20 protein-coding genes and 1 pseudogene are annotated in these 22,049 nt (G+C 72.7%); 11 read left to right on the forward strand and 10 right to left on the reverse strand.

The genetic code is table 11. The features are described from left to right. Window positions 1-60: 60 nt before the first annotated feature. From LXM90_RS29480 to LXM90_RS29525, 10 genes and pseudogenes are all read right to left on the reverse strand, one after another. Window positions 61-1,656 (reverse strand): annotated as a pseudogene (locus LXM90_RS29480) (ABC transporter substrate-binding protein). A 132-nt stretch (window positions 1,657-1,788) separates the two neighbouring features. Then, complete coding sequence (locus tag LXM90_RS29485; RefSeq protein ID WP_056527159.1) at window positions 1,789-3,312, reverse strand: class I adenylate-forming enzyme family protein; 1,524 nt, start codon at window positions 3,310-3,312, stop codon at window positions 1,789-1,791. Continuing rightward, window positions 3,309-4,121 carry a VOC family protein gene (locus tag LXM90_RS29490; protein WP_020094481.1) on the reverse strand — a complete coding sequence of 271 codons (813 nt, stop codon included), beginning with the start codon at window positions 4,119-4,121 and terminating at the stop codon, window positions 3,309-3,311. Before LXM90_RS29490 ends, LXM90_RS29485 begins: the two co-directional genes overlap by 4 nt. Further along, on the reverse strand, window positions 4,118-4,537 hold the full coding sequence (locus LXM90_RS29495; RefSeq protein WP_020094480.1) for a PaaI family thioesterase: 420 nt from the start codon (window positions 4,535-4,537) through the stop codon (window positions 4,118-4,120). Before LXM90_RS29495 ends, LXM90_RS29490 begins: the two co-directional genes overlap by 4 nt. Window positions 4,538-4,563: 26 nt before the next feature. Next, window positions 4,564-5,580: a zinc-binding dehydrogenase gene (locus LXM90_RS29500; protein WP_026605141.1), complete on the reverse strand. Its 1,017-nt coding sequence runs from the start codon at window positions 5,578-5,580 to the stop codon at window positions 4,564-4,566. 31 nt (window positions 5,581-5,611) lie between these two features. After that, window positions 5,612-6,592: an ABC transporter substrate-binding protein gene (locus tag LXM90_RS29505; protein ID WP_042670254.1), complete on the reverse strand. Its 981-nt coding sequence runs from the start codon at window positions 6,590-6,592 to the stop codon at window positions 5,612-5,614. A 64-nt stretch (window positions 6,593-6,656) separates the two neighbouring features. Continuing rightward, window positions 6,657-7,472, reverse strand: coding sequence for an ABC transporter permease (locus tag LXM90_RS29510; protein ID WP_020094477.1), 816 nt, complete (start codon window positions 7,470-7,472; stop codon window positions 6,657-6,659). Next, window positions 7,463-8,233 (reverse strand): ABC transporter ATP-binding protein, encoded by a 771-nt coding sequence (locus LXM90_RS29515; protein ID WP_020094476.1) that lies wholly within the window; start codon window positions 8,231-8,233, stop codon window positions 7,463-7,465. The genes LXM90_RS29510 and LXM90_RS29515 overlap by 10 nt, the downstream gene beginning before the upstream one ends. Next, window positions 8,230-8,994, reverse strand: a complete 765-nt coding sequence (locus tag LXM90_RS29520) for a GntR family transcriptional regulator (protein WP_042670257.1) — start codon at window positions 8,992-8,994, stop codon at window positions 8,230-8,232. The genes LXM90_RS29515 and LXM90_RS29520 overlap by 4 nt, the downstream gene beginning before the upstream one ends. 365 nt (window positions 8,995-9,359) lie before the next feature. After that, window positions 9,360-9,905 carry a MarR family winged helix-turn-helix transcriptional regulator gene (locus LXM90_RS29525; RefSeq protein WP_026605140.1) on the reverse strand — a complete coding sequence of 182 codons (546 nt, stop codon included), beginning with the start codon at window positions 9,903-9,905 and terminating at the stop codon, window positions 9,360-9,362. 121 nt (window positions 9,906-10,026) lie between these two features. Here LXM90_RS29525 and LXM90_RS29530 point away from each other — a divergent pair, with 121 nt between their 5' ends. The 11 genes from LXM90_RS29530 (at window position 10,027) to LXM90_RS29580 (ending at window position 21,679) form a co-directional block, all read left to right on the forward strand. Beyond that, window positions 10,027-11,310 (forward strand): amidohydrolase/deacetylase family metallohydrolase, encoded by a 1,284-nt coding sequence (locus LXM90_RS29530; RefSeq protein WP_020094473.1) that lies wholly within the window; start codon window positions 10,027-10,029, stop codon window positions 11,308-11,310. Window positions 11,311-11,320: 10 nt separating this feature from the next. Then, window positions 11,321-12,190 carry an alpha/beta hydrolase gene (locus LXM90_RS29535; protein ID WP_043712895.1) on the forward strand — a complete coding sequence of 290 codons (870 nt, stop codon included), beginning with the start codon at window positions 11,321-11,323 and terminating at the stop codon, window positions 12,188-12,190. Beyond that, entirely contained in the window at window positions 12,187-14,541 is a 2,355-nt protein-coding gene (locus LXM90_RS29540; RefSeq protein WP_020094471.1) for a xanthine dehydrogenase family protein molybdopterin-binding subunit, read from the forward strand. The genes LXM90_RS29535 and LXM90_RS29540 overlap by 4 nt, the downstream gene beginning before the upstream one ends. Further along, window positions 14,538-15,410, forward strand: coding sequence for an FAD binding domain-containing protein (locus LXM90_RS29545; protein ID WP_020094470.1), 873 nt, complete (start codon window positions 14,538-14,540; stop codon window positions 15,408-15,410). Before LXM90_RS29540 ends, LXM90_RS29545 begins: the two co-directional genes overlap by 4 nt. Then, window positions 15,407-16,606: a xanthine dehydrogenase family Fe-S subunit gene (locus LXM90_RS29550; RefSeq protein ID WP_020094469.1), complete on the forward strand. Its 1,200-nt coding sequence runs from the start codon at window positions 15,407-15,409 to the stop codon at window positions 16,604-16,606. The genes LXM90_RS29545 and LXM90_RS29550 overlap by 4 nt, the downstream gene beginning before the upstream one ends. A 34-nt stretch (window positions 16,607-16,640) precedes the next feature. Further along, window positions 16,641-17,789 carry an ABC transporter substrate-binding protein gene (locus LXM90_RS29555; RefSeq protein WP_020094468.1) on the forward strand — a complete coding sequence of 383 codons (1,149 nt, stop codon included), beginning with the start codon at window positions 16,641-16,643 and terminating at the stop codon, window positions 17,787-17,789. An 83-nt stretch (window positions 17,790-17,872) separates the two neighbouring features. Beyond that, window positions 17,873-18,745 (forward strand): branched-chain amino acid ABC transporter permease, encoded by an 873-nt coding sequence (locus LXM90_RS29560; RefSeq protein ID WP_020094467.1) that lies wholly within the window; start codon window positions 17,873-17,875, stop codon window positions 18,743-18,745. Then, window positions 18,742-19,776: a branched-chain amino acid ABC transporter permease gene (locus tag LXM90_RS29565; RefSeq protein ID WP_103985105.1), complete on the forward strand. Its 1,035-nt coding sequence runs from the start codon at window positions 18,742-18,744 to the stop codon at window positions 19,774-19,776. Before LXM90_RS29560 ends, LXM90_RS29565 begins: the two co-directional genes overlap by 4 nt. After that, on the forward strand, window positions 19,773-20,591 hold the full coding sequence (locus LXM90_RS29570) for an ABC transporter ATP-binding protein (RefSeq protein ID WP_103985104.1): 819 nt from the start codon (window positions 19,773-19,775) through the stop codon (window positions 20,589-20,591). The genes LXM90_RS29565 and LXM90_RS29570 overlap by 4 nt, the downstream gene beginning before the upstream one ends. Beyond that, complete coding sequence (locus tag LXM90_RS29575; protein ID WP_100251686.1) at window positions 20,584-21,288, forward strand: ABC transporter ATP-binding protein; 705 nt, start codon at window positions 20,584-20,586, stop codon at window positions 21,286-21,288. The genes LXM90_RS29570 and LXM90_RS29575 overlap by 8 nt, the downstream gene beginning before the upstream one ends. Further along, window positions 21,281-21,679: a Rieske (2Fe-2S) protein gene (locus tag LXM90_RS29580; protein ID WP_103985103.1), complete on the forward strand. Its 399-nt coding sequence runs from the start codon at window positions 21,281-21,283 to the stop codon at window positions 21,677-21,679. The genes LXM90_RS29575 and LXM90_RS29580 overlap by 8 nt, the downstream gene beginning before the upstream one ends. The last annotated feature ends 370 nt before the right edge of the window (window positions 21,680-22,049 follow it).

Genomic DNA, 22,049 nt, shown 5'->3' on the forward strand with positions numbered 1-22,049 from the left:
GCGTATCCGCGAAGCCGCCCGTCGCCGGAGCGGCGACGGGCGGCCAGGACGCGACGTCCGTCAGGCGCGGCGGGCGTTCCAGAAGACGAACTGGCCGTCGACCACGTCCCGAAGGTCGCGCCGGAAGGCCGTCCGGTAGAAGTACTGGCCGGTCGGCAGGTACGGCACATCGCGCATCGCGAGAGTTTGCATCCGGGCCGCGATCGCCTTGCGGGCCGCCTGGTCCGGCGCCTCGATCCAGGCCTCCCGCAGGCTCTCCAGCTCCGGCAGGTCCGGCCAGCCGAAGAAACCCTTCTCGCCGCCGCAGCGCAGGACCTGCTCCACGACCGGGTTGGCCATGTCGAGGCCGGTCCAGGTCGTGGTGAAGATGTTCCAGCCGCCCTGGTCGGGGGGCGCCTTGCTGGCGCGGCGGGTGACCAGCGTGCCCCAGTCGGAGACGACGTACTGCACATTCATCCCGAGGCGCTGGAGCAGGTCGTGCATGATCTCGCCGAGGGCGCCGAGCACGGGGTTCTCGCTCGTCGACATGAGCACGACGCGCTCGCCCTTGTAGCCGGCCGCCACGAGGTCGCGCTTGGCCTTGGCGAGATCGCGCGGCCGGGTGAGCACGTCGAGCCCGGCATCGGTGGCCATCGCGGTCCCCGGCGTGAACAGGCCGACATCCTTGCGCCACAGCTTGGGATCGTCGCCGGCGGCCGCCGCCATGAAGTCTGCCTGGGACAGGGCCTCGAGGACCACGCGCCGGACCGCCGGCTTGTCGAAGGGCGGGTGGAGATGATTCATCACGCCGGTGCCGAGATTGCCGAGCGGCGAGGCGAGCTGCGTCGCGATCTGCGGGTGCGCCTGAAGCGTCGGCACGAGATCGCTGATCGGGTTCTCCCACCAGTCGACCTCGCCGTTCTGAAGGGCGGCGGCCGCGGTGCCGGGATCCGGCATGACCTGCCACTCGACCCGCTCGAAATGGACACGCTTCGGCCCCGCCACCCAGGAGACCGGGCCGTTCTCCCGGGGCCGGTAGTCCGGGTTGCGGTCGTAGACCACGCGGGCGCCGACGAGCCGCTCCTTGGTGTTGAACCGGAACGGCCCGGAGCCGATCAGCTCGGGGATCTGCTGGGCCGGGTCGGTGGCGGCTAGGCGCTCGGGCATGATGACGAGGACCGGCGGACCGAGCTTCGCCAGCGTCTCGAGCATCAGCCCGTAGGGCCGCTTCAACCGGATGACGAAGGTGCGGTCGTCCGGCGCCTCCAGGGCGTCCGTGCGCGCCATCAGGGCCTGCCCGAGGCTGTCGCGTTGCGCCCACCGCCGGATCGACGCGACGCAGTCGCGGCCCCGCACCGGCTCGCCGTCGTGGAATCTCAGGCCCTCGCGCAGCCGGAAGGTCCAGCGCCGCCCGTCCTCCTCGACCGTGTGGCCCTCGACCATCTGCGGCTGCGGCGTGAACTGCGCGTCGAGGCCGTAGAGCTGGTCGAACACCATGAGCGCGTGGTTGCGCGTGACGTAGGCCGTGGTCGTCACCGGATCGACGATGGTGAGGTCGGATTGCGGCACGAAGCGCAGGACGCTCGCCCGGCCGCCCTAGGCCAGGGCCGGGCGGGCCGGAAGGAAGGGCGCGGCGGCCGCGACGGCGGCACCGCCGAGGAAGGTTCGTCGCAGCATGGGGTCACTCCTGGCGTTCCGGGGCAGGCGGGCGGGGACGGGGGCGCCGGGCGGGATCCCTAGCGAGGATGCCTTCTGCGGGCGCGCATTCCGCAGGAACACAACCTGCAAGCGCCATTCCGCCCGGCACGGTCACGGGACGCGGACGGCCTCTTCGGCCCGCCGGCGCAGGGCCGCGCGGTCGATCTTGCCGGTCGAGGCGAGCGGCAGCGCCTCGACGAACCAGACCCGACGCGGGTGCTGGTAGGCCGGCGCGTGTTCGAGCGCGTAATCCTTGAGAGCGGCCTCGTCGACGGTGGCGCCGGGCCGGCGGACCACGAAGGCGACCGGCTTGGTGCCCTTGATGGCGTCGTCCACCGGCACCACGCAGGCTTGGAGCACCGCGGGGTGGCGCTCCAGCACCAGCTCGACCTCGCCCGGAAAGATGTTCTCGCCGCCGGAGACGAACATGTCGTCGGTCCGCCCGAGGAAGTAGAAGAACCCGTCCGCGTCGCGGCGGAAGACGTCGCCGGTGTCGTAGAACCCGTCCGCGGTGATCGGGACGGGCACGTCCGGCCGGTTGTGGTAGCCGAGCATGATCGCGGGGCTGCGCATCTGCAGGATCCCGGTCTCCGGGGCGTCCGGTCCGACGAGGCGCACCGCCACCTGGGGATGCGGCACGCCGACCGACGCGACCGGCGTCGGCAGGCCGTCCGGATGGTCGCCGAACACGACCGGGCCGCCCTCGGTGGTCCCGTAGGCGTTGAGGATGCGGGCGTTCGGCAGGAGGGCGCGGATCTGCCGGGCGAGGGTGTCGTTGACCGGCGCCGAGCCCATCCGGACCGTCCGCACGCCGGTGAGGTCGGCTTCCGCGAGGAGATCCGGCTCCCGCAGCATCATGGCGATCATCGGCGGCACGGCGGTGAGCCACGTGCAGCGGTACCGGTCGATCGCCGCGATGTAGGCCCGCGCCTCGAATTGCGGCAGCAGCACCATCGTGGCGCCGGCCGCGCAGACGAGGAGCGCCAGGGCGAGCGCGTTCATGTGGTAGAGCGGCGCCGCCACGAGCAGCCGGTCGTCGCGCAGGTCCGTCTCCGCGGCGCGGGTCCGCGCCACCCAGAGGTGGCTGGCATGGCTCAGCCGCACGCCCTTCGGCCGGCCCGTCGAGCCGGACGTGTAGAGGAACAGGGCCGCCTCGTCGGGCTCGGGCACGACCGGCACGAACGGACCGGGGTCGAGCCAGGCCGCGAAGCCCTCCGGCCCGTCATCGTCGAACCCGGCGATCCGGATATCGGGGCCGAGATGGGCCAGCAGCGCCCGGCGCGGGCCGTCGCAGAGCACGAGCCGCGCCCCGCAATCGGCGAGCACGGCGGCGATCGTGGCCGGCGGGAACTTGTGATTGACCGGGACCGGGACCACGCCGGCGCGCATCGCCCCGAGCAGCGCCGCGATCGTGTCGGGCCGGTTGGCCGCGAGGATCGCGACCCGCGCGCCGCGGGCGATCCCGCCGCGCAGCAGGCCGCGCGCGAAGGCGTCGGCCCGGGCGTCGAGGCCGGCGCGGGTCATCACGGCGGGCTCGCCATCGGGGGCGACGCCGATGATCAGCGGCCTGTCCGGCGGCCCGGACCGGTCGACGAGATCGCCGAGATTGGTCGGAGCCGTGGCCGCGCGCGTCATGGGGCCGCCCTGCACGGGAGGTTGAGGTCGAAGGTCGGCAGCGTCAGCGTGGCCGCGCCCGGCCCGTGCCGAACCCAGCCCGCCTCCGGGAGCGCGCCCGCGCGGGCTTCGAGGGCGTCGAGGCTGCGGAAGCGCAGGGTCAGGGTGGCGAAGCGGCCGGCCGGCCCCGGCGCGATCGCGACCCGCGTCTCCCCGAGCCGGAGGGTCCAGCCGTCACCCACGGCCTCGGCCGGCGCACCGCTCGCGGCGGCGTAGAGACGGGCGTCGGCATCCGGTGCCGGGCTCTCGATCTTCAGCGCGTCGATCCCCGTGAAGCCGTTCGGATGGTCGAGCCATTCGGGGCGCCAGACGAGATCCGGGGTCAGGTGCTCACAATGGTAGAGGCGCCCCGCCGGGAACCGGTCGACCGGCACCCGCACCGTGCGGAACCGGGCCGTGTCCTCGCGGCCGTCGACGGTCACGGGGCGCGTGAAGGCGACGGTCGGCCCGGCCGCGAGCCCCGCCGCGGCGAGGCGGGCATGCGTCGCGTCGGCGTCCCGGCTCGCCACGACGAGCCCGTTCAGGCCGAACGGGCTGTCCAGAACGTCCTGCCGCTGCGGACCCGTCTCGGGCAGGCCGACGAGTTCGAGGTAGGGTCCGGCCGTCATCATCAGGTGGTTGATGGAGCCCAGCGAGTGGTGGCCGCGCGGTGTCAGGCGGAAGCCGAGGGCGGCGAACAGCTCCGCCGCCTCGTCCATCCGCCGCAGCACGTTGATCACCACGTGGTCGAGGGCCCCATCCGCCGGGGCGCCGGGGGCCGGTCCGGTCATTTCGGCGGCGCCGTCATGTAGACGCCGCGGCCGCTCGCGAGCAGGCGCCCCTCCGGGTCGAGGATCTGCGCCTCGGCCACCGAGAGCTGGTTGCCGAACTTCACCACCGTGCCGCGGCAGGTGAGATCGCCCTGCATCGCGGCCCGGTGATAATCGACCCGCAGGTCAACGGTGGGGACGCCGCGGCCGGTCTTGGAGACCAGCGCCCAGTCGGCGGTGAGATCCACGAGCGTCGCCAGGATGCCGCCGTGCACGTAGCCGCGCTCGGCGTTGACGACCCATTCCGGCCGCCACGTCGCCTTCAGCTCGATCGTCCCATCGCCGACGGCGACGACGGAGAGGCCGAGCCACTGGTGGAACGGGCCGCGCAGCAGCAGCGCCTCGACCTGCTCCTTGGTGAGGGGGGTGTCGGACATGGCTTGGGGGATCTCCTCGGGCGGTGTCAGGGGGTGACGACGATCTTGCCCATGACCTCGCGGTCGCGGATCATCCGCAGGCCCTCGGCGGCCTCCTCGAGGGGCAGGAGCTTGTCGATGGTCGGCTTCAGCGTGCCGGCCTGGATCATGTCCATCAGGGCCGACAGGTTGTCGTCGTAGAAGCTGTTCGAGCCGATCACCTTGAGCTCGAAGCTCCAGATGTAGCGGAGATCCTCCTTGGGATCGTGCCCCGCGGTGGCGCCGCAGACCAGCAGCGTGCCGCCGCGCTTCAGGCACTTGAGCGAGGGCACCCAGGTGTCGCCGCCGGTGAAGTTGATCACCACGTCGACCCCGCCCTCGTAGGTCCGGCGCTGCGGCTTGCCGTACTGCTGGATCGCCCACTTGGAGAAGTCGGTCTCGCGGTAGTTGACGACGTGGTCGGCCCCGAGGGCCGTCAGCGCCGCCATCTTCTCCGCGCTGCCCGCGCAGGCGATCACCTCGGCGCCGAGCTGCTTGGCCAGCATCACGCAGCCGGTGCCGACGCCGCCGCTGGCGCCCAGGATCAGGACCTTGTCGCCGGCCTTCACGGTGTTGTGGGTGATCAGCATGCGGTGGGCCGTGCCGTAGGCCACCGGCAGGGACGCCGCGTCCGCGTAGCTCACGTCCGGCGGCATCGCGATGAGCTGGCCCGTCGAGACCCGGCAATACTCGGCCATGCCGCCGTCGAGCATCTCGCCCATCAGGCCCTTGGCCTTGTTGAGCGGGTTGACCAGCACCCGGTCGCCGACGCGCCACTCCGCGACGCCTTCGCCGAGCTCGACGATCTGCCCGGCCATGTCGAGGCCGATCACCACCGGCATCGGCACCTTGATGCCGGGCATGCCCTTCACGGTGAACACGTCGTGGTAGTTGAACGAGGACGCGCCGACGCGGATCAGGACCTCGCCCGGGCCGGGGGACGGCCTCGGATAGTCGTCGACCACCTTCAGCGTGTCGATGTCGCCGTGCGCCTCCAGCACGAGCGCCTTCATCGTCTGAGCCATCGTGGAAACCCTCTTCTGCAGGTCGGAAAGGCTATGGGATCGACTTCGACCGCTCGTAGGGGCCGGGGACCAGGGCCGTGTCCGGCAGGCTGCCCTGGACGGCGCCGACCGCCTTGAACACGTCGAATTCCCGCTTCAGCGAGGCGATGTCGGCGGGCTCCAGGCTGACCGTGTAGATGCCGTCCCAGAGGCCCGCGTAGGCCGCGGCGTCGGCGTCGCTCAGGTTCGCGGCCGCCTTCAGGATCTTGGCCACGCCGGGCTTGTCGGCCTGGCCGAAGGCGTAGGCCTTGCGCATCGCGGCCACGACCTTGGCGGGCGCGTCCGGATTCTGCGTCATCCAGGCGTTGCGCATCAGGCCGACGCCGAGGACCGGCGGCGCGTCCTGCTGGGTGAGGCGCCTCCACTCCTCCCGGAAGGTGCCGAGTCGGCGCAGCTTCACGTCCGGCAGGAGCGCGAGGGTCACGGTGCGCAGGGCCGCGGCGTCGATGTCCTTCTGGACGAGGAATTGCGCCAGCCGGGAATCGTTGCCGGGGACGGCCTGGTAGTCGGCGGGCTTGAGGCCGTGATTGGTCTCCAGGATCGCCGCCGCGATGGCGGCGGTGCCGCTGCCGGCCGGCGAGGTGCCGATCTTCCTGCCTTTGAGGTCGTCCATAGTCTTGATCGGCGAGTCCTCCGGGACGACGAAGTCGAGATCGGCCACCTGGGTCGCCAGGACGATGCTCATCGGCAGCCCGTCGGCGGTGACGCTCAGCGCCGTCCCGGCGCTCGCCGCGATCGCGAAATCAATCGCCCCGGCGGCCATCGCCTTGGTCGGCGCGTTCACGTCCGGGAACTTGACGTACTCGGCCGTCAGGCCCTCCTTCTCCATGAACTTGCCGGCTTCCAGCACGGCGCCGAAGCCGAGGCTGATGCCCGAGCTCCAGTATCCGATGCGCACCGTCTCGGCGCGCGCGAGGCCGGGCAGGCCGAGTGCGCAGAGCGCGGCGGCGGCGAGGACGCGGATCCGTTTCAAGGCGTTCTCCGGGACGGGCGATGAGGGGTCGTGCGACGGGCGTGTCGCCGGGCGGTGCCGGCCGTCACGGCTGCGCCACCTTCTTCCAGGCGAACAGGCGCTGCTCGGCCGGCTTCAGGACGAGCGTCTCGAGCCCGATCATCAGGGCGACGAGGGTGAGGGTCCAGGCGAAGACCTGGTCGGTCTGGACGAGGTCGGCCGCCTGCCGCAGGCGGTAGCCGATGCCGCTGCTCGCCCCGAGCGATTCCGCCACGAGGACGACCCGCGCCCCGAAGCCGATGGCGAGGCGCGCGCCCGCGAAGAAGGCGGGCAGGATCGTCGGCAGGTAGATCTTGGTCAGCACCTTGCGGCGCGGCATCCGGAAGGTGCGGGCGAGCTCGAGATGCTCGGCGCTGACCGTGCGCGTGCCCTGCCAGACGTTGGTCAGGATCAGCGGCATCGCGGTCATGAACACCACGAAGATCGTGGTCCAGTTCGAGAGGCCGAACCAGATCAGCGCGAAGATCGCCCAGATCGCGGAGGAGACGGTGTTGGTCACCGTCAGCACCGGCTCGAAGAAGCGCCCGAGGCGCGGGCTCGCGCCGAGCAGCAGGCCGAGCGGCAGCCCCACGAGGGCCGCGAAGGCGAGGCCGGCGCCGATCCGGCCCAGCGTGATGCCGAGATCGGCGGCGAAGCTCGGCGTGGCGACGAGGCCGAGCCACGTGTGCCAGACCCGCGCGGGGCTCGGCAGGACGAAGCTCGGCGCGTGCAGCGATCCGAGCTGCCACGCGGCCAGCGCCAGGGCGAGCAGGGCGAGCCGCTGGAGCAGCACGCCCGCCCGGCGTCCGGCGCCGGACGTCCGCGTCCGCCGGATCAGGCGCGGCGGGGTCTTCACGAGCATCGCGCGCTCGCGGCGGAGAGGCTGATGCGCAGGCGCCGGACCTCCTCGGCGACCTCCGTCGAGAGCGGGTCGCGGGGGTACGGCAGATCGATGGCCCGGACGGTGCCGATCCGGCCCGGCCGCGGGTGCAGGACGACCACCCGGCTCGCCAGCACCACCGCCTCCTCGACGTCGTGCGTGACGAAGACCAGGGTCATCGCCCGCAGACCGGCGATGCGCAGCAGCTCCGCGTGCATCTGCGCGCGGATCTCGGGATCGAGCTTCGAGAACGGCTCGTCGAGGAGCAGGATCTTGGGCTCGGTCACGAGGCTGCGCGCGAGCGCCACCCGGCTGCGCATGCCCCCCGACAATTCGTGCGGGTAGGCGTCGCGGAAGGCCTCCAGCCCGACGAGCCGCAGGGTCTCGTCGACCCGCCGCGCCCGCTCCGCCCGGCCCATGCGTCCGGCCTCGAGGCCGAAGGCGACGTTCTGGGCGGCCGTGCGCCAGGGCAGCAGCCGGTCCTCCTGGAACATGTAGGTCATGGCCCGCCAGTCGCGGAAGGCGTGCGACGGGATGCCGTTCAGGAGGACGGCGCCCTGATCGGGCTCGACCAGCCCGGCGATCATGTTGAGGAGGGTGCTCTTTCCGCAGCCCGACGCGCCCAGGATCGCGACGATCGCGTGCTGCGGGATCGCGATGTCGACGGTGTCGAGGACGTGGAGCGGCCCGCCCTCGCGCCGGTCGAACCACTTGCTGACGTGGTCGAGCTCGACGGCGTTCACGGCTCGCCCCCGTCGACCCGGGCCGGCCGCACCGGCGCCACCACCGCGGTGTCGCGCAGGCTGGCGATGACCTTCTCCAGGGTCATGTCGCGGAACGTCTCGACGTGGCGGCGGGCCACCAGGGCGGCGCTGTCGGCGTCGCCCGCCACGAGGTGCTCGATCATCGCGGTGTGGTCGTTCTCGATGTTCGGCCGCACCCCCTGCACGCCGAAGCCGAGGGCGACGAGGCGGGTCATCTCGTCGAGGAGGCCCGACAGCGTCCGGTACAGGCGCCCGTTCCCCGAAGCCGCGGCGATCGCGAGGTGGAAGCCCCGGTTGGCCTCCAGGAAAAAGTCGATCTGGTTGCCCATCTCCACCGTGATCTTGCGGCGGCAGGCCTGCTCCAGGCGCTCCAGATGCGCCCGGTTCACGCGGCCGGCGGCGCCCCGCGCCGCGAGGGGCTCAAGCTCCATCCGGAGGGCGAAGACCTCGTCGACATCCTTCACGGTCACCGGGCTGACCCGGTAGCCGTGCCGCGGCATCGAGCTGACGAAGCCTTCCTGGGCCAGGCGCTGGAGCGCGATCCGGCAGCTCGCCTTGCCGATCTCGAACCGCTCCATCACCTCGGCCTCGGTGAAGCGCGTGCCGGGCAGGAGGCGGCAGGCGACGATCTCGCGGCGCATCAGGTCGTAGGCCTGGTTGCCCTTGCGCGTGGCGTCGGGGACGGCGAGCACCGTCGTGGTCGGGCGAGCGGGCCGGGACCTGTCATCGCGGGTCGTCATCGCACCTCGCTGTTCGGGCATTGAGGCTCCCACAGCATGCTGTGAGCTGCCCACCACACGCAGGACATGTGCCAACCCCGCGCCGGCCCGCCTGCGCGCGGCGCGCATCGGCAGGCGGAACGATGGTCGGGTGCCGGCATTCGTCGCGCGGTGGGAAGCTCAGATGCGACGCGTGATCAGCTCAGCGCGCGCTGTGGGCATTCCATGCCGTATTTATGCGCAACGTCTCCGCGTTCTGTAAATGGAATGCGCGTCCAATTTTCGCGAAGATGTTGGAAGAAAGAGCTTTTCGCGGCACTCCAAGGCAGAACGATCTGTATTTTCTTTGAGCAGTGGGGCCTGCTGCGGGCCGCGTCGGCGACGCCCTACAGGATGTCGGGCTGGCCGCGCCGATGCTCGTGCCCCGCGATGACGCGGCGCAGGAGCCGGGTCAGGGTGTCCTGCTCCGCCGGCGTGAGGGCCTCGACGGTGAGGGCGTGCGCGGCCCGCGCCGCCGGCTCCATCGCGCCGTGGAGCGCGGCGCCTTCGTCCGTCAGCCGGCAGACCTGCGCGCGGCGGTCGAGGGGCGAGGTCGTGCGGCTCACCAGACCGCGGGCCGCGAGGCGCTTCAGGGCGCCGGTCGTCGTCGTCCGGTCAAGGGCGACCGAGCTCGCGAGCGTCGTCTGATCGGCCTCCCCCAGATCGCGCAGCAGCGAGAGCAGGCTGTACTGGAGCGGGGTGACGCGAAACGCGGCACAGCGTTCGGCGAAGAGGCTGACGTGGATCTGGTGCATGCGGCGGGCGAGGAAGCCCGGGCGCTCGGCTAGTGGCCAGTGCCGCGCCTTCGCGTCCGTTGCCGCGCTCGCCGCCCCCGCGGCGACCCCCGCCTCTGCCGACCCCGCAGCGAACCCGGCGTCCGGGACCTCATCCATCGTCCGCCTCCACAGAACGGTTCCAGCCTTGGCACGCGGTGTGCAACGCCGGAATACGAAGCATGCTTCGCTTTTGGCAAGGGCGAGGCCGGCGTGCGCCGGCCGGGACCACGAGGTCGACATGGACAATCGCCGCTATGATCTGGTTCTGCGGGGCGGGCGGGTCATCTGCCCTGCCTCAGGCATCGACGGCATCCGCGACGTGGCGGTGCGGGACGGGCGCATCGCCGCCGTGGCGGAGACGATTTTGCCCTCGGCCGCCGCCGAGGTGGTCGACGTCTCGGGCAAGCTCGTCCTGCCCGGCATGATCGACACCCACGCCCACGTCTACCAGTACGTCACCGGCCGGTTCGGCCTGAACCCCGACATGGTCGGCGTGCGCTCGGGCGTGACCACGGTGGTGGACCAGGGCGGGCCGTCCTGCATGACCCTGCCGGGCTTCCGCCACTTCATCGCCGAGCGCTCGGAGACGCAGGTCCTCGCCTTCCTGTCGGCCTACCTCGTCGGCGGCCTGGAAGGGCATTTCTACCCGAACCTCTACAGCCCGGACGGCGTCGACATCGACGCGACCGTGAAGTCGGCCACCGAGAACCGCGACCTCGTGCGCGGCATCAAAGGCCATGCCGAGATCGGCGGCTTCGCCCGCTGGGGCATCAAGGTGATGGAGATGGCGGCCGAGATCAGCCGGCGCGCCGACCTGCCGCTCTACGTGCATTTCGGCCAGCTCTGGGGCCTGCCGGAATCGGGCGCCAACGGCGAGGATGCCGACACCATCGTCGAGCGGGTGATCCCGCTGCTGCGGCCCGGCGACGTGCTGGCCCATCCCTTCACCCGCCACCCGGGCGGCTTCATCAACGAGCAGGGCGAGGTCCACCACATCATCCGCCGGGCCATGGAGGCCGGGCTGAAGGTCGATGTCGGCCACGGCAGCCACTTCTCCTACCGCGTGGCCCGCGCGTCCCTGCCGGCCGGCGTGATCCCCTACACGCTCGGCGCCGACATGCACGGCTACAACACCGAGGTGCCCGAGGTGACGAAGCCCGCCGGCACCCCGGACGAGCACCACGACGACGAGAACCATCCCTTCCTCGGCCAGGCCCGGTTCAGCCTGACCCAGGCGATGAGCTCGATGATGGCGCTCGGCATCCCGCTGGAGGAGGTGGTGCCGATGGTGACGTCGCACCCGGCCGAGATGCTGCGCATGGGCGACCGGATCGGCGCCCTCAAGGTCGGCTACGCGGCCGACGTCTCGGTGCTGCACGACGATCGCGGCCGCTTCCTGCTGCGCGACAACGAGGACACGCGGGTGATCGCCGACCGTCTGCTGCGCCCGGCCTTCTGCCTGCGCGCGGGGAAGCGCTTCGAGGCCGACTCGCCGATCCTGCCCCAGGCGATCGCGGCCTGAGGTGGCGCCGGTGACCGCCTTCGTCCTCGACGACCCGACCCCGCCGGACCCGCGCCGCCGCTGGGACAGCCTGGACTTCGCGGCCCGGGGCGCCTCCTACGACAACAACGCGGGCGTGCCCGACAGCGCCGCGCAGGTCGCGGCCCGCAACGCGGCCTCCGCGGCCTACCGCGCGGCGCACCCGGCCGGGCTCGACATCCCCTACGCCGCCGGCGCACGCACCGGCTTCGACCTCTACCCGGCGTCGGAGACGGGGGCGCCCTGCCTCGTCTTCGTCCACGGCGGCTACTGGCAGCGCAACGCCCGGGCCGATTTCGCCTGCTTCGCGGAAGGGCTGAACGCCGCCGGCTGGTCGGTGGCGATGCCGGGCTACACCCTGGCACCCGAGGCGAGCCTCACCGGGATCGTCGCCGAGATCGGGGCCGCCCTCGACTGGCTCGCCGCGCACGGGACGGCGCGCGGGATCGGAGGCCCGATCGTCCTCGCCGGCTGGTCCGCGGGGGCGCAGCTCGCCGCGCTCCATCTCGGGCATCCCGCCGTGTCCGCGGGTTTGGCGATCTCCGGCGTCTACGACCTCGCGCCGATCCGCGAGACCTACCTGAACGAGAAGCTCGGGCTGACCGAGGACGAGATCGGGACGCTGTCGCCCCTGCGCCTGCCCGTCGTGCCCAAGCGCATGACGATCGCCTACGGCAGCCGGGAGCTGCCCGCCCTCGTCCGCGACGCGCGCAACCTCCACGCTCTGCGCGGCGCCGCCCACGCGCCGGGCGCCCTGCTGCCGGTTCCGGGCGCCGACCACTTCTCGATCCTCAATGAATTCCGCCGGCCCGACGGCCTGCTGGTCCGCGCCGCCCAGGATGTTCTCGGAGGCGCCCGATGAGCCGCGAGGGCGTCGGGGCTCCGCTGCCCCGCAAGGAGGACGAGCGCCTGATGCGCGGGCGCGGCCAGTATGTCGGCGACCTCCGGCTGCCGGGGATGCAGGACGTCGCCTTCGTGCGCAGCCCGCTCGCCCATGCCCGGATCCGCGCCATCCACGTGCCGGAGGCCTACCGCGACCGCGTCTTCACCGCCGCCGACCTCGACGGCGTGCTGCCGATCCGGGCGGTCTCGGGGCTGCCCGGCTTCAAGGTGTCCGAGCAGCCGGTGCTCGCCACCGGCAAGGTCCGGCAGGTCGGCGAATTGGTGGCGATGTGCGTCGCCCCGACCCGCGCGGAGGCCGAGGACATCGCCGCCGCCGTCGTCCTCGACCTGGAGGAGCTGCCGGCCGTCCACGACATGCTGGCCGCGCGCGAGCCGGGCTCCGCCCTCGTCCACGAGCACTGGGGCGACAACGTCTTCCTGGAGACCCTGGTCGACGTCGGCATCGAGGGCGCCCTCGACGCGCCGGTCAAGGTCAGCCGTACCATCTCGACGGGGCGCCAGTGCATGGCGCCGATCGAGGGCCGCGGCACCGTGGTGCAGCTCGATCACCGCCTCGACCAGCTCGTGGTCCACACCGCGAGCCAGATGCCGCACATCGTGCGCAACGGCCTCTCGGAGTGCCTCGGGATCGAGCAGGGGCGCATCCGCATCGTGTCGCCGGATGTCGGCGGCGGGTTCGGCTACAAGGCGATCCTGCTTGCCGAGGACGTGGCGCTGGCGTGGCTCGCGCTCCGCTGCGGCCACCCGGTCCGCTGGCTGGAGGACCGGCGCGAGCACCTGACCGCCAACGCCAATTGCCGCGAGCACCATTACCGCATCACGGCCTACGCGGAGCGGGACGGGACGCTGCGCGGCATCGACTGCGAGGCCACCGTCGATTCCGGCGCCTACTCGGCCTACCCGTTCTCGGCCTGCCTGGAGGCCGCGCAGGTCGCCAGCATCCTCCCCGGCCCCTACGACTTCCCGGCCTATCGCTGCCGCACGTGGTCGGTGGCGACCAACAAGTGCCCGATCCTGCCCTACCGGGGCGTCGCGCGCACCGGCGTCTGCTTCGCCTTGGAACTGGTGCTCGACGCCGTCGCCCGCGCGGCGGGGGTCGCGCCCGAGACCGTGCGCGAGAAGAACCTCGTGCGGCCCGGGCAGATGCCGTTCGAGAACATCACGAAGAAGCACTTCGACAGCGGCGACTACCCGGAGGCGCTCGCCCGGGCGCTGAAGGCCGTCGACGTGGCGGCGGTCCGCGCCCGCCAGCGTGAGGGCGAGGCGGACGGGCGCCGGATCGGCCTCGGCCTCGCGATCTACTGCGAGCAGGCCGCGCACGGCACCTCGGTCTATTCCGGCTGGGGCATCCCGATGGTCCCCGGCCACGAGCAGGCGAGCGCCCGCCTCACCCCGGACGGCGGCCTGGAATTGCGAATCGGCGCCCATTCCCACGGCCAGGGCCTGGAGACGACGCTGGCCCAGGTCGCCCACGAGATCCTGGGCGTCCCGGTGGCGCGCACCCGCCTCGTCCACGGCGACACCGCCATGACCCCCTACTCCACCGGCTCCTGGGGCTCCCGCGTGATGGTGATGGCGGGCGGCGCGGTGGCGGCGGCCTGCGAGGAACTGCGGGCCCGGGCCGTGCGGATCGGCGCCCACCTGCTCCAGGCGCGGCCCGAGGAATGCCGGTTCGAAGGTGGCCACGTCGTCGGCCCCACGGGCGATGTCCCGCTCGAGGCGATCGCCCGCACCTGGTACCGCCGCCCGCAGGACCTCGCGCCCGACACCGATCCCGGCGGGCTCGAAGTCACTGCCGGCTACAAGCCGGTGCGCGATTCCGGCACCTTCTCGTACGCGGCGCACGCGGCCGTGGTGGCGGTCGATCCCGATCTCGGGGCGGTGGAGATCCTCGACTACGTCATCGTCGAGGACGGCGGCACGCTGGTGAACCCCCTCGTGGTCGACGGCCAGATCTACGGCGGCCTCGCGCAGGGGATCGGCACGGCCCTGTTCGAGGAGATGCGCTTCGACGCCCGCGGCCAGCCGCTGGCCTCGACGTTGGCCGACTACCTCCTGCCGGGCGCCCCCGACGTGCCGATGGCGCGCATCGAACACATGGAGACGCCCTCGCCCTACACGCGCTTCGGCCAGAAGGGCATCGGCGAGGGCGGCGCCATCGCGCCGCCGGCGGCGCTCGCCAACGCCGTGAACGACGCCCTCGCGCCGCTCGGCGTCGAGCTGCTGCATTCGCCCCTCACCCCCCGACGGATCGTGGAGGCGGTGCTCGCCACCCGCGCGCCCGCCGAGACCGCGCGGGAGGCCGCATGAAGCCCGCCGCCTTCGCCTGGGAGCGCCCCGACAGCCTGCCCGCGCTGCTGGCGCGCCTCGCCGAGGCCCCCGCGGGCGTGAAGCTGATCGCGGGGGGCCAGTCCCTCGGGCCGATGCTGAACCTGCGCCTCGTCGAGCCCGCCCTCATCCTCGACATCACCGGCGTGCCCGAACTCCGGGACGCGCGGGTCGAGGGCGACACGCTCGTCCTCGGGGCCTGCGTGACCCATGCCGACATCGAGGACGGGCGCGTCCCGGACCTCACCGGCGGCGCGCTGCGGCGGGTCGCCGCCGCGATCGCCTACCGGCCGGTCCGCAACCGCGGCACGATCGGCGGCAGCCTCGTCCACGCCGACCCGGCCGCCGACTGGGTGAGCGCCCTGACCGCCCTCGGCGCCGAGGTCGAGATCGCCGGGCGGAGCGGCCGCCGCACCCTGCCGGTGGAGCATTTCGTGAACGGCGCCCTCGAAGTGGCGCTCGGCGCGGACGAGATCCTGGTCGCGGTGCGCGTCCCGGCGCTGCCGGCGGGCGCGGCCTGGGGCTACGTCAAGCACTGCGCGAAGATCGGCGAGTTCGCCCACGCCATCGGGGCCGTGCGCCTCGAGCCCGGCGCGGGCCGGGGCCGGGCCGTGATCGGCGCGGTCGAGGGGCCGCCCGTGCTCCTGGCCGATGCCCGCCCGCTCTTCGGCGGCCGCATCGGCGCCGACTTCGCCGCGCGCTTCGACCCCCGGGCCGCCGACCAAGCCCTGCGGGAGGCTGGCATGGCCGATGCGGTCGAGCGGCACATCCACGTCACCGTCCTGAGCCGCGCGGTGGCCGCGGCGGCCGCGCCCGATCCCCGCGCCAACACCCTTCCGGAGGCCGCATGAGCGCCGCGCTGGCCGAACCCGGGACGTCGCGCATGGCCCTGGCGCTGACGGTGAACGGCCGGGCCGTGCGGGTCGCGGCCGAGCCGCGCAGCCACCTCGGCGACGTGCTGCGCGACGGGCTCGACCTCACCGGCACGCATCTGGGCTGCGAGCACGGCGTCTGCGGCGCCTGCACGGTCCTGCTCGACGGCGAGCCGGCCCGCGCCTGCCTCACCTACGCGGGGGCCTGCGCGGGCGCCGCGGTCACGACGATCGAGGGCCTCGACGCGGACGCGATCGCGGGCGAACTGCGGGCCGCCTTCAACCGCGAGCACGCGCTCCAGTGCGGCTACTGCACGCCCGGGATGCTGGTGGCCGCCCGCGATTTGGTCTTGCGGCTGCCCGAGGCCGACGAGCGGCGGATCCGCGTCGGCCTGTCGGGCAACCTGTGCCGCTGCACCGGCTATGCCGGCATCGTCCGGGCCGTGATGGCGGTGATCGCGGAAAGGCGCGGGCGCGGCATCCCCCCGGAGACCGGTGCGGCGCGGCCGCTCGGCCCGGTCGGCGCCCGGATCGGCGACGCGGCTTTCGCGCCCCTGGAACCGCCGGCGGATCGGATCGCCCCGGCGGCGCCCGCGGCCGTCGCGGACCTGTCCGACGCGTTCACCCCGGCCCACGGCTTCACGCAGGTGCTCGACCTCCTCCACCCGCCGGAGGCCGTCTTCGCCCTGCTGGGCGACATCGCGGCGGTCGCCGCCTGCCTGCCGGGCGCGGTGCTCACGGCGCGGCCCGCCCCCGACACGGTCGAGGGCGGCCTGCAGGTGCGGATCGGGCCGATCGCCGCGACGTTCCGCGGCCGCGCCCGCCTCGCGCGGGACGAGGCCGCCCGGACCGGCGCGGTCCACGGGGCCGGCACCGACGCGGGCGGCCGCTCGGCGACCGAGGGCCGGATCCGCTACCGGGTCGAGGCTGGGCCGACGCCCGGCACCGCCCGGGTCGAACTCGACGTCGGCTACACCCTGACCGGGCCGCTCGCGCAGTTCGGCCGGCCCGGCCTCGTGCGCGACCTCGCCGGCCGCATCGCCGCGGAGTTCACCCGCAACCTCGATGCCCGGCTCTCGGGTGTCGCAGCGCCGGTGCCCGTCGGCCTCAACCCGCTCCGCCTGCTCCTCGGCCTCGCCCGCGCGCGCCTCGCCGCGTGGTTCGGCCGCGCCTGATCCCATCCCGCCCCAACGCACCGGAGACACGCGAATGCTAGGCAGGTTCACCCTCACGACCGCGATCCTGCTGGCGCTGACGGCCACCGGCGCACGGGCGGAGGCGATCCGCATCGGCGTCAACGAGCCGCTGACCGGGCCGTTCGCGGCCTCGGGCACCTACGTGGTCAACGGCGCCAAGATCGCCGCCGACGAGATCAACGCCAAGGGCGGCGTCCTCGGGAAGAAGCTCGAACTCGTGATCGAGGACAACAAGAGCAACCCGACCGAGGCCGCCGCGGTCGCCGAGAAGCTGATCACCAGCGATAAGACCCCGGTGATGATGGGCGCCTGGGGCTCCAGCCTGACGCTGGCTGTGATGCCCAAGCTCGCGGATTACGAGACGCCGATGCTGGTCGAGACCTCCTCGTCCGGCAAGATCACGACCTCCGGCAACCCCTACGTGTTCCGGATCTCGCCGCCCTCGTCGCTCGAGGCCGAGACCTTCGCGCCCATGGTCGGCCGCCTCGGGCTGAAGAAGGTCGACTTCCTTGTCCTCAACAACGATTTCGGCCGCGGCGCCGCGACCGATTTCGGCAAGATGCTCAAGGACAAGGGCGTGACGGTCGGCCTCGTCGAGACCATGGACCAGGGCGCGCAGGACATGAGCGCCCAGCTCGCCAAGCTGAAGGCGTCGGATTCCGACACGATCATGATCACGAGCTCGGTCGATCAGCTCGTGCTGCTGTTCAAGCAGATGGCGGCGCTCGGCCTGAAGAAGCGGGTCATCACCACCGGCGGATCCCAAAACCCGGACCAGATCATCGCCCAGGCCGGCGCGGCCGCCGACGGCACGATGCACCTGACGACCTTCCTGCCCTGGTCGCCCGACAAGACGCCGGACCCGAAGGCTACCGAGGCCTTCATCGCCGCGTGGAAGACGCGCGGCTTCGACTTCGCCGGCGTCACCGAGAGCTTCCGCGGCTACGACGGCATCCGCGCGATCGCCCACGCCATCGAGAAGGCGGGTTCGGCCGATCCGTCCGCGATCACCAAGGCCTTCTGGTCGGTCGACTTCGTCGGGCTCAACGGGCCGATCCGCTTCGCCAAGGCCGGCCCCGCCGGGAAGGAGAGCGGCCAGAGCAAGCCCGACGTCTACCTCATCGAGATCAAGAACGGGACGGTGATCGTGCCGGCGCTGTGAGCGCCCCTGGGCCGGCGCTCTGATGCCGGCCCCCTCGCCCGTCCGCCGGCCTCCGGGCCGGGGCGCACCCTCGGAGGCCGCCCGTGAACGAACTGATCCAGCACCTCGTCAACGCCCTCATCCTCGGCGGCACCTACGCGCTGCTGGGGATCGGCCTGACGCTGATCTTCGGGATCATGAACGTCGTGAACTTCACCCACGGCGCGCTCTACACGGTCGGCGCCTACGTCATGTACCTCGCGGTCGCCGCGCTGGGACTGAACTTCTTCCTGGCGCTTCCTGTGGCGATCCTCGGCGGGCTCCTGCTCGGGGCCGCGATCGAGTTGCTGCTGCTGCGCCCGTTCCGAGGCTCGGACATCGACACCACCATGCTGGTGATGATCGGCGCCGGCATCGTCCTGCAATCGGGCACGCTCTGGACCTTCGGCGGCGTCGCCAAGGCGATCCCCGCGCCCTTTCCCGAGGCGCCGCTCCAGGTCGGCCCGGTCTCGGTGTCGTGGCTGCGGCTGTTCGTGCTCGGGGCGGCGCTGACGCTGATCGCCCTCACCTACGCGCTGATCAATCGGACCAAGCTCGGTCTCGCCATGCGCGCCGCCTTCCAGGATTCCGACACGGCGGCGCTGATGGGCGTCGACGTCCGCCGGATCTACACCGCGACCTTCGCCCTCGGCTCGTCGCTCGCCGCGGCCGCCGGCGCGCTCCTCGGTCCCGTCTACGTGGTGTTCCCGCAGATGGGCGGCCTCGCCGAGCTCAAGGCCTTCGCCATCGTCATCCTGGGCGGGCTCGGCAACGTCACCGGCGCGGCGATCGGCGGCTTCATCCTGGCGCTCGCCGAGGAACTGGGCGCCGGCTACGTCTCCTCCGGCTACCGGGACGCGATGGGCTTCCTGATCATCATCGCGGTCCTGCTCTGCAGGCCGACCGGGTTGTTCGCCAAGGCGGAGCGCGTCGGATGAACCGGCTCCTCCCCCTCGCCCTGCTCGCCGGCCTCGTCGCCCTGCCCCTGGGGCTCGGCGCCAACCCCTACCTTCTCAACGCGCTGATCGTGACCGGCATCCTGACGATCGGCGCCATGAGCCTGAACCTGCTCCTCGGCCTCACCGGGCAGCTCAGCCTCGGCCACATCGCGTTCTTCGGGATCGGCGCCTACGTCAGCGCGCTGACCAGCCTCGGCTTCGACGTGGATCTCGGCTTCGGCATCCGGGCGGTCCACGAGCCCTGGCCGGCGGTGGTCGGCCTCCTGCTGGCGACGGCGGCGGCGGGCGCTTGCGGCTACCTGATCGGGCGGCTCTCCTTCCGGGTGCGGGGCGCCTACTTCGTCATTGTGACGATCTCGTTCGCCGAGGTCGTGCGGCTCGTGGCGCTCAACTGGGTGGAGCTGACGCAAGGGCCGCTGGCGCTCACCAACATCCCGGCCATCACCCTCGGCCTGCCGGGCCTCGGGATGTGGACCCTCAAGACCAAGCTCCAGAACTACTACCTCGTGCTGGCCGTGGGGACGCTCTGCTACGCCGTGATCGCCCGCCTGGTCGGCGGGCGCTTCGGCCGGGCGATGCGGGGCCTCAAGGAGAACGAGCCGCTGGCGCTCTCGGTCGGCATCAACGCCACGCGCACGCTGACGGTGGCGGCGGTGATCTCGGCCGCCATGGCCGGCGCGGCCGGCAGCCTCTACGCCCATTACCTGCGGATCATCGATCCCGACGTGTTCCTGTTCGCCACCACGGTCACCATGGTCATCATGGTGGTGGCGGGCGGCAAGGGCACCCTGCTGGGCCCGGTCGTCGGCGGCCTGATCTTCGGCCTGCTGCCGGTGGCGCTCCGCCCGGTCATGGCGCCGGAGGCGCAGTGGATCGTCTACGGCCTCGTGCTGATCGTGATCCTGTTCGTGATGCCGCGGGGCATCGTGCCGGGACTGGCGGCGCTGCTGGGCCGCCGGCCGGCCCCGGCCGCGCCCGTCCTCGAGGCCAACCCGGCGGTGCAGCGATGAGCGCGATCCTCTCCGTCGAGCATGTCGGCGTCCGCTTCGGGGGCCTCGTCGCCATCGCCGACCTGCATTTCGACGTCCGGGCCGGCGAGATCGTCAGCCTGATCGGCCCGAACGGGGCCGGCAAGACGACGGCCTTCAACGTGATGACGGGCTTCCTCAAGCCCAGCCAGGGCGCGGTCCACTTCCGCGGCACGTCCCTGAAGGGCCTGCCGCCGCACGCGATCACGCGGCTCGGCCTCGCCCGCACCTTCCAGCGCACCAGCGTCTTCCCGGACGACACGGTGTTCGACAACGTGATGATCGGCCTGCACCAGATGGGCGCCGCGGCGGGCCGCGCGCCCGTTCTGGACGCGCTCCTCGGCCGCGCGGGGGCCGGCGAGAGGCAGCTGCGCGCCCGGGCCGCGGCGCTCCTCGACTGGGTCGGGCTCGCCGGACGGGCGCAGGAGAAGGCCGGCGCCCTCGCCTACGGGGAGCAGCGCCTCGTCGGCGTGGCGCTGGCGCTCGCCACCGAGCCCGCCATGCTGCTTCTCGACGAGCCGGTCTCGGGGATGAACGCTTCCGAGACGCGGGTCTTCGTGCGCCTGATCCGGCAGATCCGGGAGCGCGGCGTCACCATCCTGCTCGTCGAGCACGACATGCCGATGGTGATGGAGGTCTCCGACCGCATCGTCGTCCTCAACTACGGGCGCCTGATCGCCGAGGGGCCGCCGGACCGGATCCGCAGCGACCCGGCGGTGATCGAGGCCTATCTCGGCCAGGGCAGCGCCGCCCGGCAGGCCGCCGCGGCTGCCGCGCAGGAGGCGGTCCATGCTTGAGATCCGCGACCTCGTCTGCGGCTACGGCCACGTCACGGCTCTGAAGGGGCTCACGATCGACGTGCGCGCGGGCCAACTCGTCGCCCTCGTCGGCGCCAACGGCGCCGGCAAGTCCACGACGCTCCGGGCGATCTCCGGGCTCGTCCCGCCGCGCTCCGGCGCGATCCGGTTCGCCGGCCGGGACATCGCGGGGGCGGAGCCCCGCCGGATTTTGGCGGCGGGCATCGCCCATTGCCCGGAGGGCCGGCGCGTCTTCCCGCAGATGACGGTCGCCGAGAACCTCGCCATGGGCGCCTACCTGCGCCGCGACCGGGCGGCGGTCGCGGCGGACCTGGCGCGCATCTACGGGGAGTTCCCGCGCCTCGCGGAGCGCCGCGACCAGGCGGCCGGCACGCTGTCGGGCGGCGAGCAGCAGATGCTGGCGATCGGCCGCGCGCTGATGGGGCGCCCGAAGCTCGTGCTGTTCGACGAGCCCTCCCTGGGGCTCGCCCCCAACATCGTCGAGCGGATGTTCGCGGTGATCGGCGCGATCCGCGACGCCGGCACGACCGTGCTCCTCGTCGAGCAGAACGCCTTCGCGGCCCTCGAACTCTGCGACTACGCCTACCTCCTCGAGACCGGCCGCATCGTCCTCGAGGGGCGCGGGCAGGACCTCATCGCCGATCCCCACGTTCGGGACGCCTATCTCGGTGGCTGAGCGGGATCTGCCGGGGCGGATCCGCCTCGGCCCGGTCGACCTTCTCGGCGACCGGGACCTGCTCCCCGTCAACGCGGGCGGCCGCCGCCTGCTCCTCGTCCGGGACGGCGCGCGGATCGTGGCCGCCGAGCGCGCCTGCCCGCACGAGGGGGCCGACCTCGCCCTCGGACGCTGCGTCGCGGGCCGGCTGCACTGCCCCCGGCACCAGGCCTCGTTCGACCTCCGGGACGGTGCCGTCTCGCCGGGCTGGTCGTTCCGGGCCCTGCGCCTGTCCGCGGTCGAGGCGGCGCCGGACGGGCTCTGGCTCAGGACCGGCTCCGGCCTTCTCGCGCCGGACACCGCGCCGCCGGGCGGCCGCGGATTCCCGGCCGGCCCGGAGATCCGACGGTAGAGCGACCGAGATCAGCCGATCCGTCTCGCTCTACGGCAGCGAGGTCGGGATCGCGGCGCTCACCGCCTGTCTCGTGCGGACGAACGGCCCGCACGCGCGCCTGCTCGCGCGGGGACGCATCGCGAGGACGGTCGCGGGTCCCTCCGGCCGCTGAGGATCGGCGCTGATCGCCCGTCCGAAGGTGTCGGCCCAGGACAGCCTCGTCACGTTGTCCGGGGTCGGAGCGGGCGGAGCTTCCCGGTCGGCCGCCCGGCCGCGCTTGCGGGCCGCGGCACCGATCCACCGCACGATCAGGGGACCCTTCGCGTCGAACGTCGGATCGGACGCGGTCCGGCCGATGCCTCGTCTCTGACGGCGATGAACCATGGAA

Source organism: Methylobacterium oryzae, assembly GCF_021398735.1.
Lineage (GTDB): Bacteria > Pseudomonadota > Alphaproteobacteria > Rhizobiales > Beijerinckiaceae > Methylobacterium.

Excerpts from the sequence above, each read along its gene's own strand:
- LXM90_RS29485 (WP_056527159.1), bottom strand. The coding sequence starts at position 3,312 with ATGACGCGCGCGGCCACGGCTCCGACCAATCTCGGCGATCTCGTCGAC.
- LXM90_RS29490 (WP_020094481.1), bottom strand. The coding sequence starts at position 4,121 with ATGACCGGACCGGCCCCCGGCGCCCCGGCGGATGGGGCCCTCGACCAC.
- LXM90_RS29495 (WP_020094480.1), bottom strand. The coding sequence starts at position 4,537 with ATGTCCGACACCCCCCTCACCAAGGAGCAGGTCGAGGCGCTGCTGCTG.
- LXM90_RS29500 (WP_026605141.1), bottom strand. The coding sequence starts at position 5,580 with ATGGCTCAGACGATGAAGGCGCTCGTGCTGGAGGCGCACGGCGACATC.
- LXM90_RS29510 (WP_020094477.1), bottom strand. The coding sequence starts at position 7,472 with ATGCTCGTGAAGACCCCGCCGCGCCTGATCCGGCGGACGCGGACGTCC.
- LXM90_RS29520 (WP_042670257.1), bottom strand. The coding sequence starts at position 8,994 with ATGACGACCCGCGATGACAGGTCCCGGCCCGCTCGCCCGACCACGACG.
- LXM90_RS29525 (WP_026605140.1), bottom strand. The coding sequence starts at position 9,905 with ATGGATGAGGTCCCGGACGCCGGGTTCGCTGCGGGGTCGGCAGAGGCG.
- LXM90_RS29530 (WP_020094473.1), top strand. The coding sequence starts at position 10,027 with ATGGACAATCGCCGCTATGATCTGGTTCTGCGGGGCGGGCGGGTCATC.
- LXM90_RS29540 (WP_020094471.1), top strand. The coding sequence starts at position 12,187 with ATGAGCCGCGAGGGCGTCGGGGCTCCGCTGCCCCGCAAGGAGGACGAG.
- LXM90_RS29545 (WP_020094470.1), top strand. The coding sequence starts at position 14,538 with ATGAAGCCCGCCGCCTTCGCCTGGGAGCGCCCCGACAGCCTGCCCGCG.
- LXM90_RS29550 (WP_020094469.1), top strand. The coding sequence starts at position 15,407 with ATGAGCGCCGCGCTGGCCGAACCCGGGACGTCGCGCATGGCCCTGGCG.
- LXM90_RS29555 (WP_020094468.1), top strand. The coding sequence starts at position 16,641 with ATGCTAGGCAGGTTCACCCTCACGACCGCGATCCTGCTGGCGCTGACG.
- LXM90_RS29565 (WP_103985105.1), top strand. The coding sequence starts at position 18,742 with ATGAACCGGCTCCTCCCCCTCGCCCTGCTCGCCGGCCTCGTCGCCCTG.
- LXM90_RS29570 (WP_103985104.1), top strand. The coding sequence starts at position 19,773 with ATGAGCGCGATCCTCTCCGTCGAGCATGTCGGCGTCCGCTTCGGGGGC.
- LXM90_RS29575 (WP_100251686.1), top strand. The coding sequence starts at position 20,584 with ATGCTTGAGATCCGCGACCTCGTCTGCGGCTACGGCCACGTCACGGCT.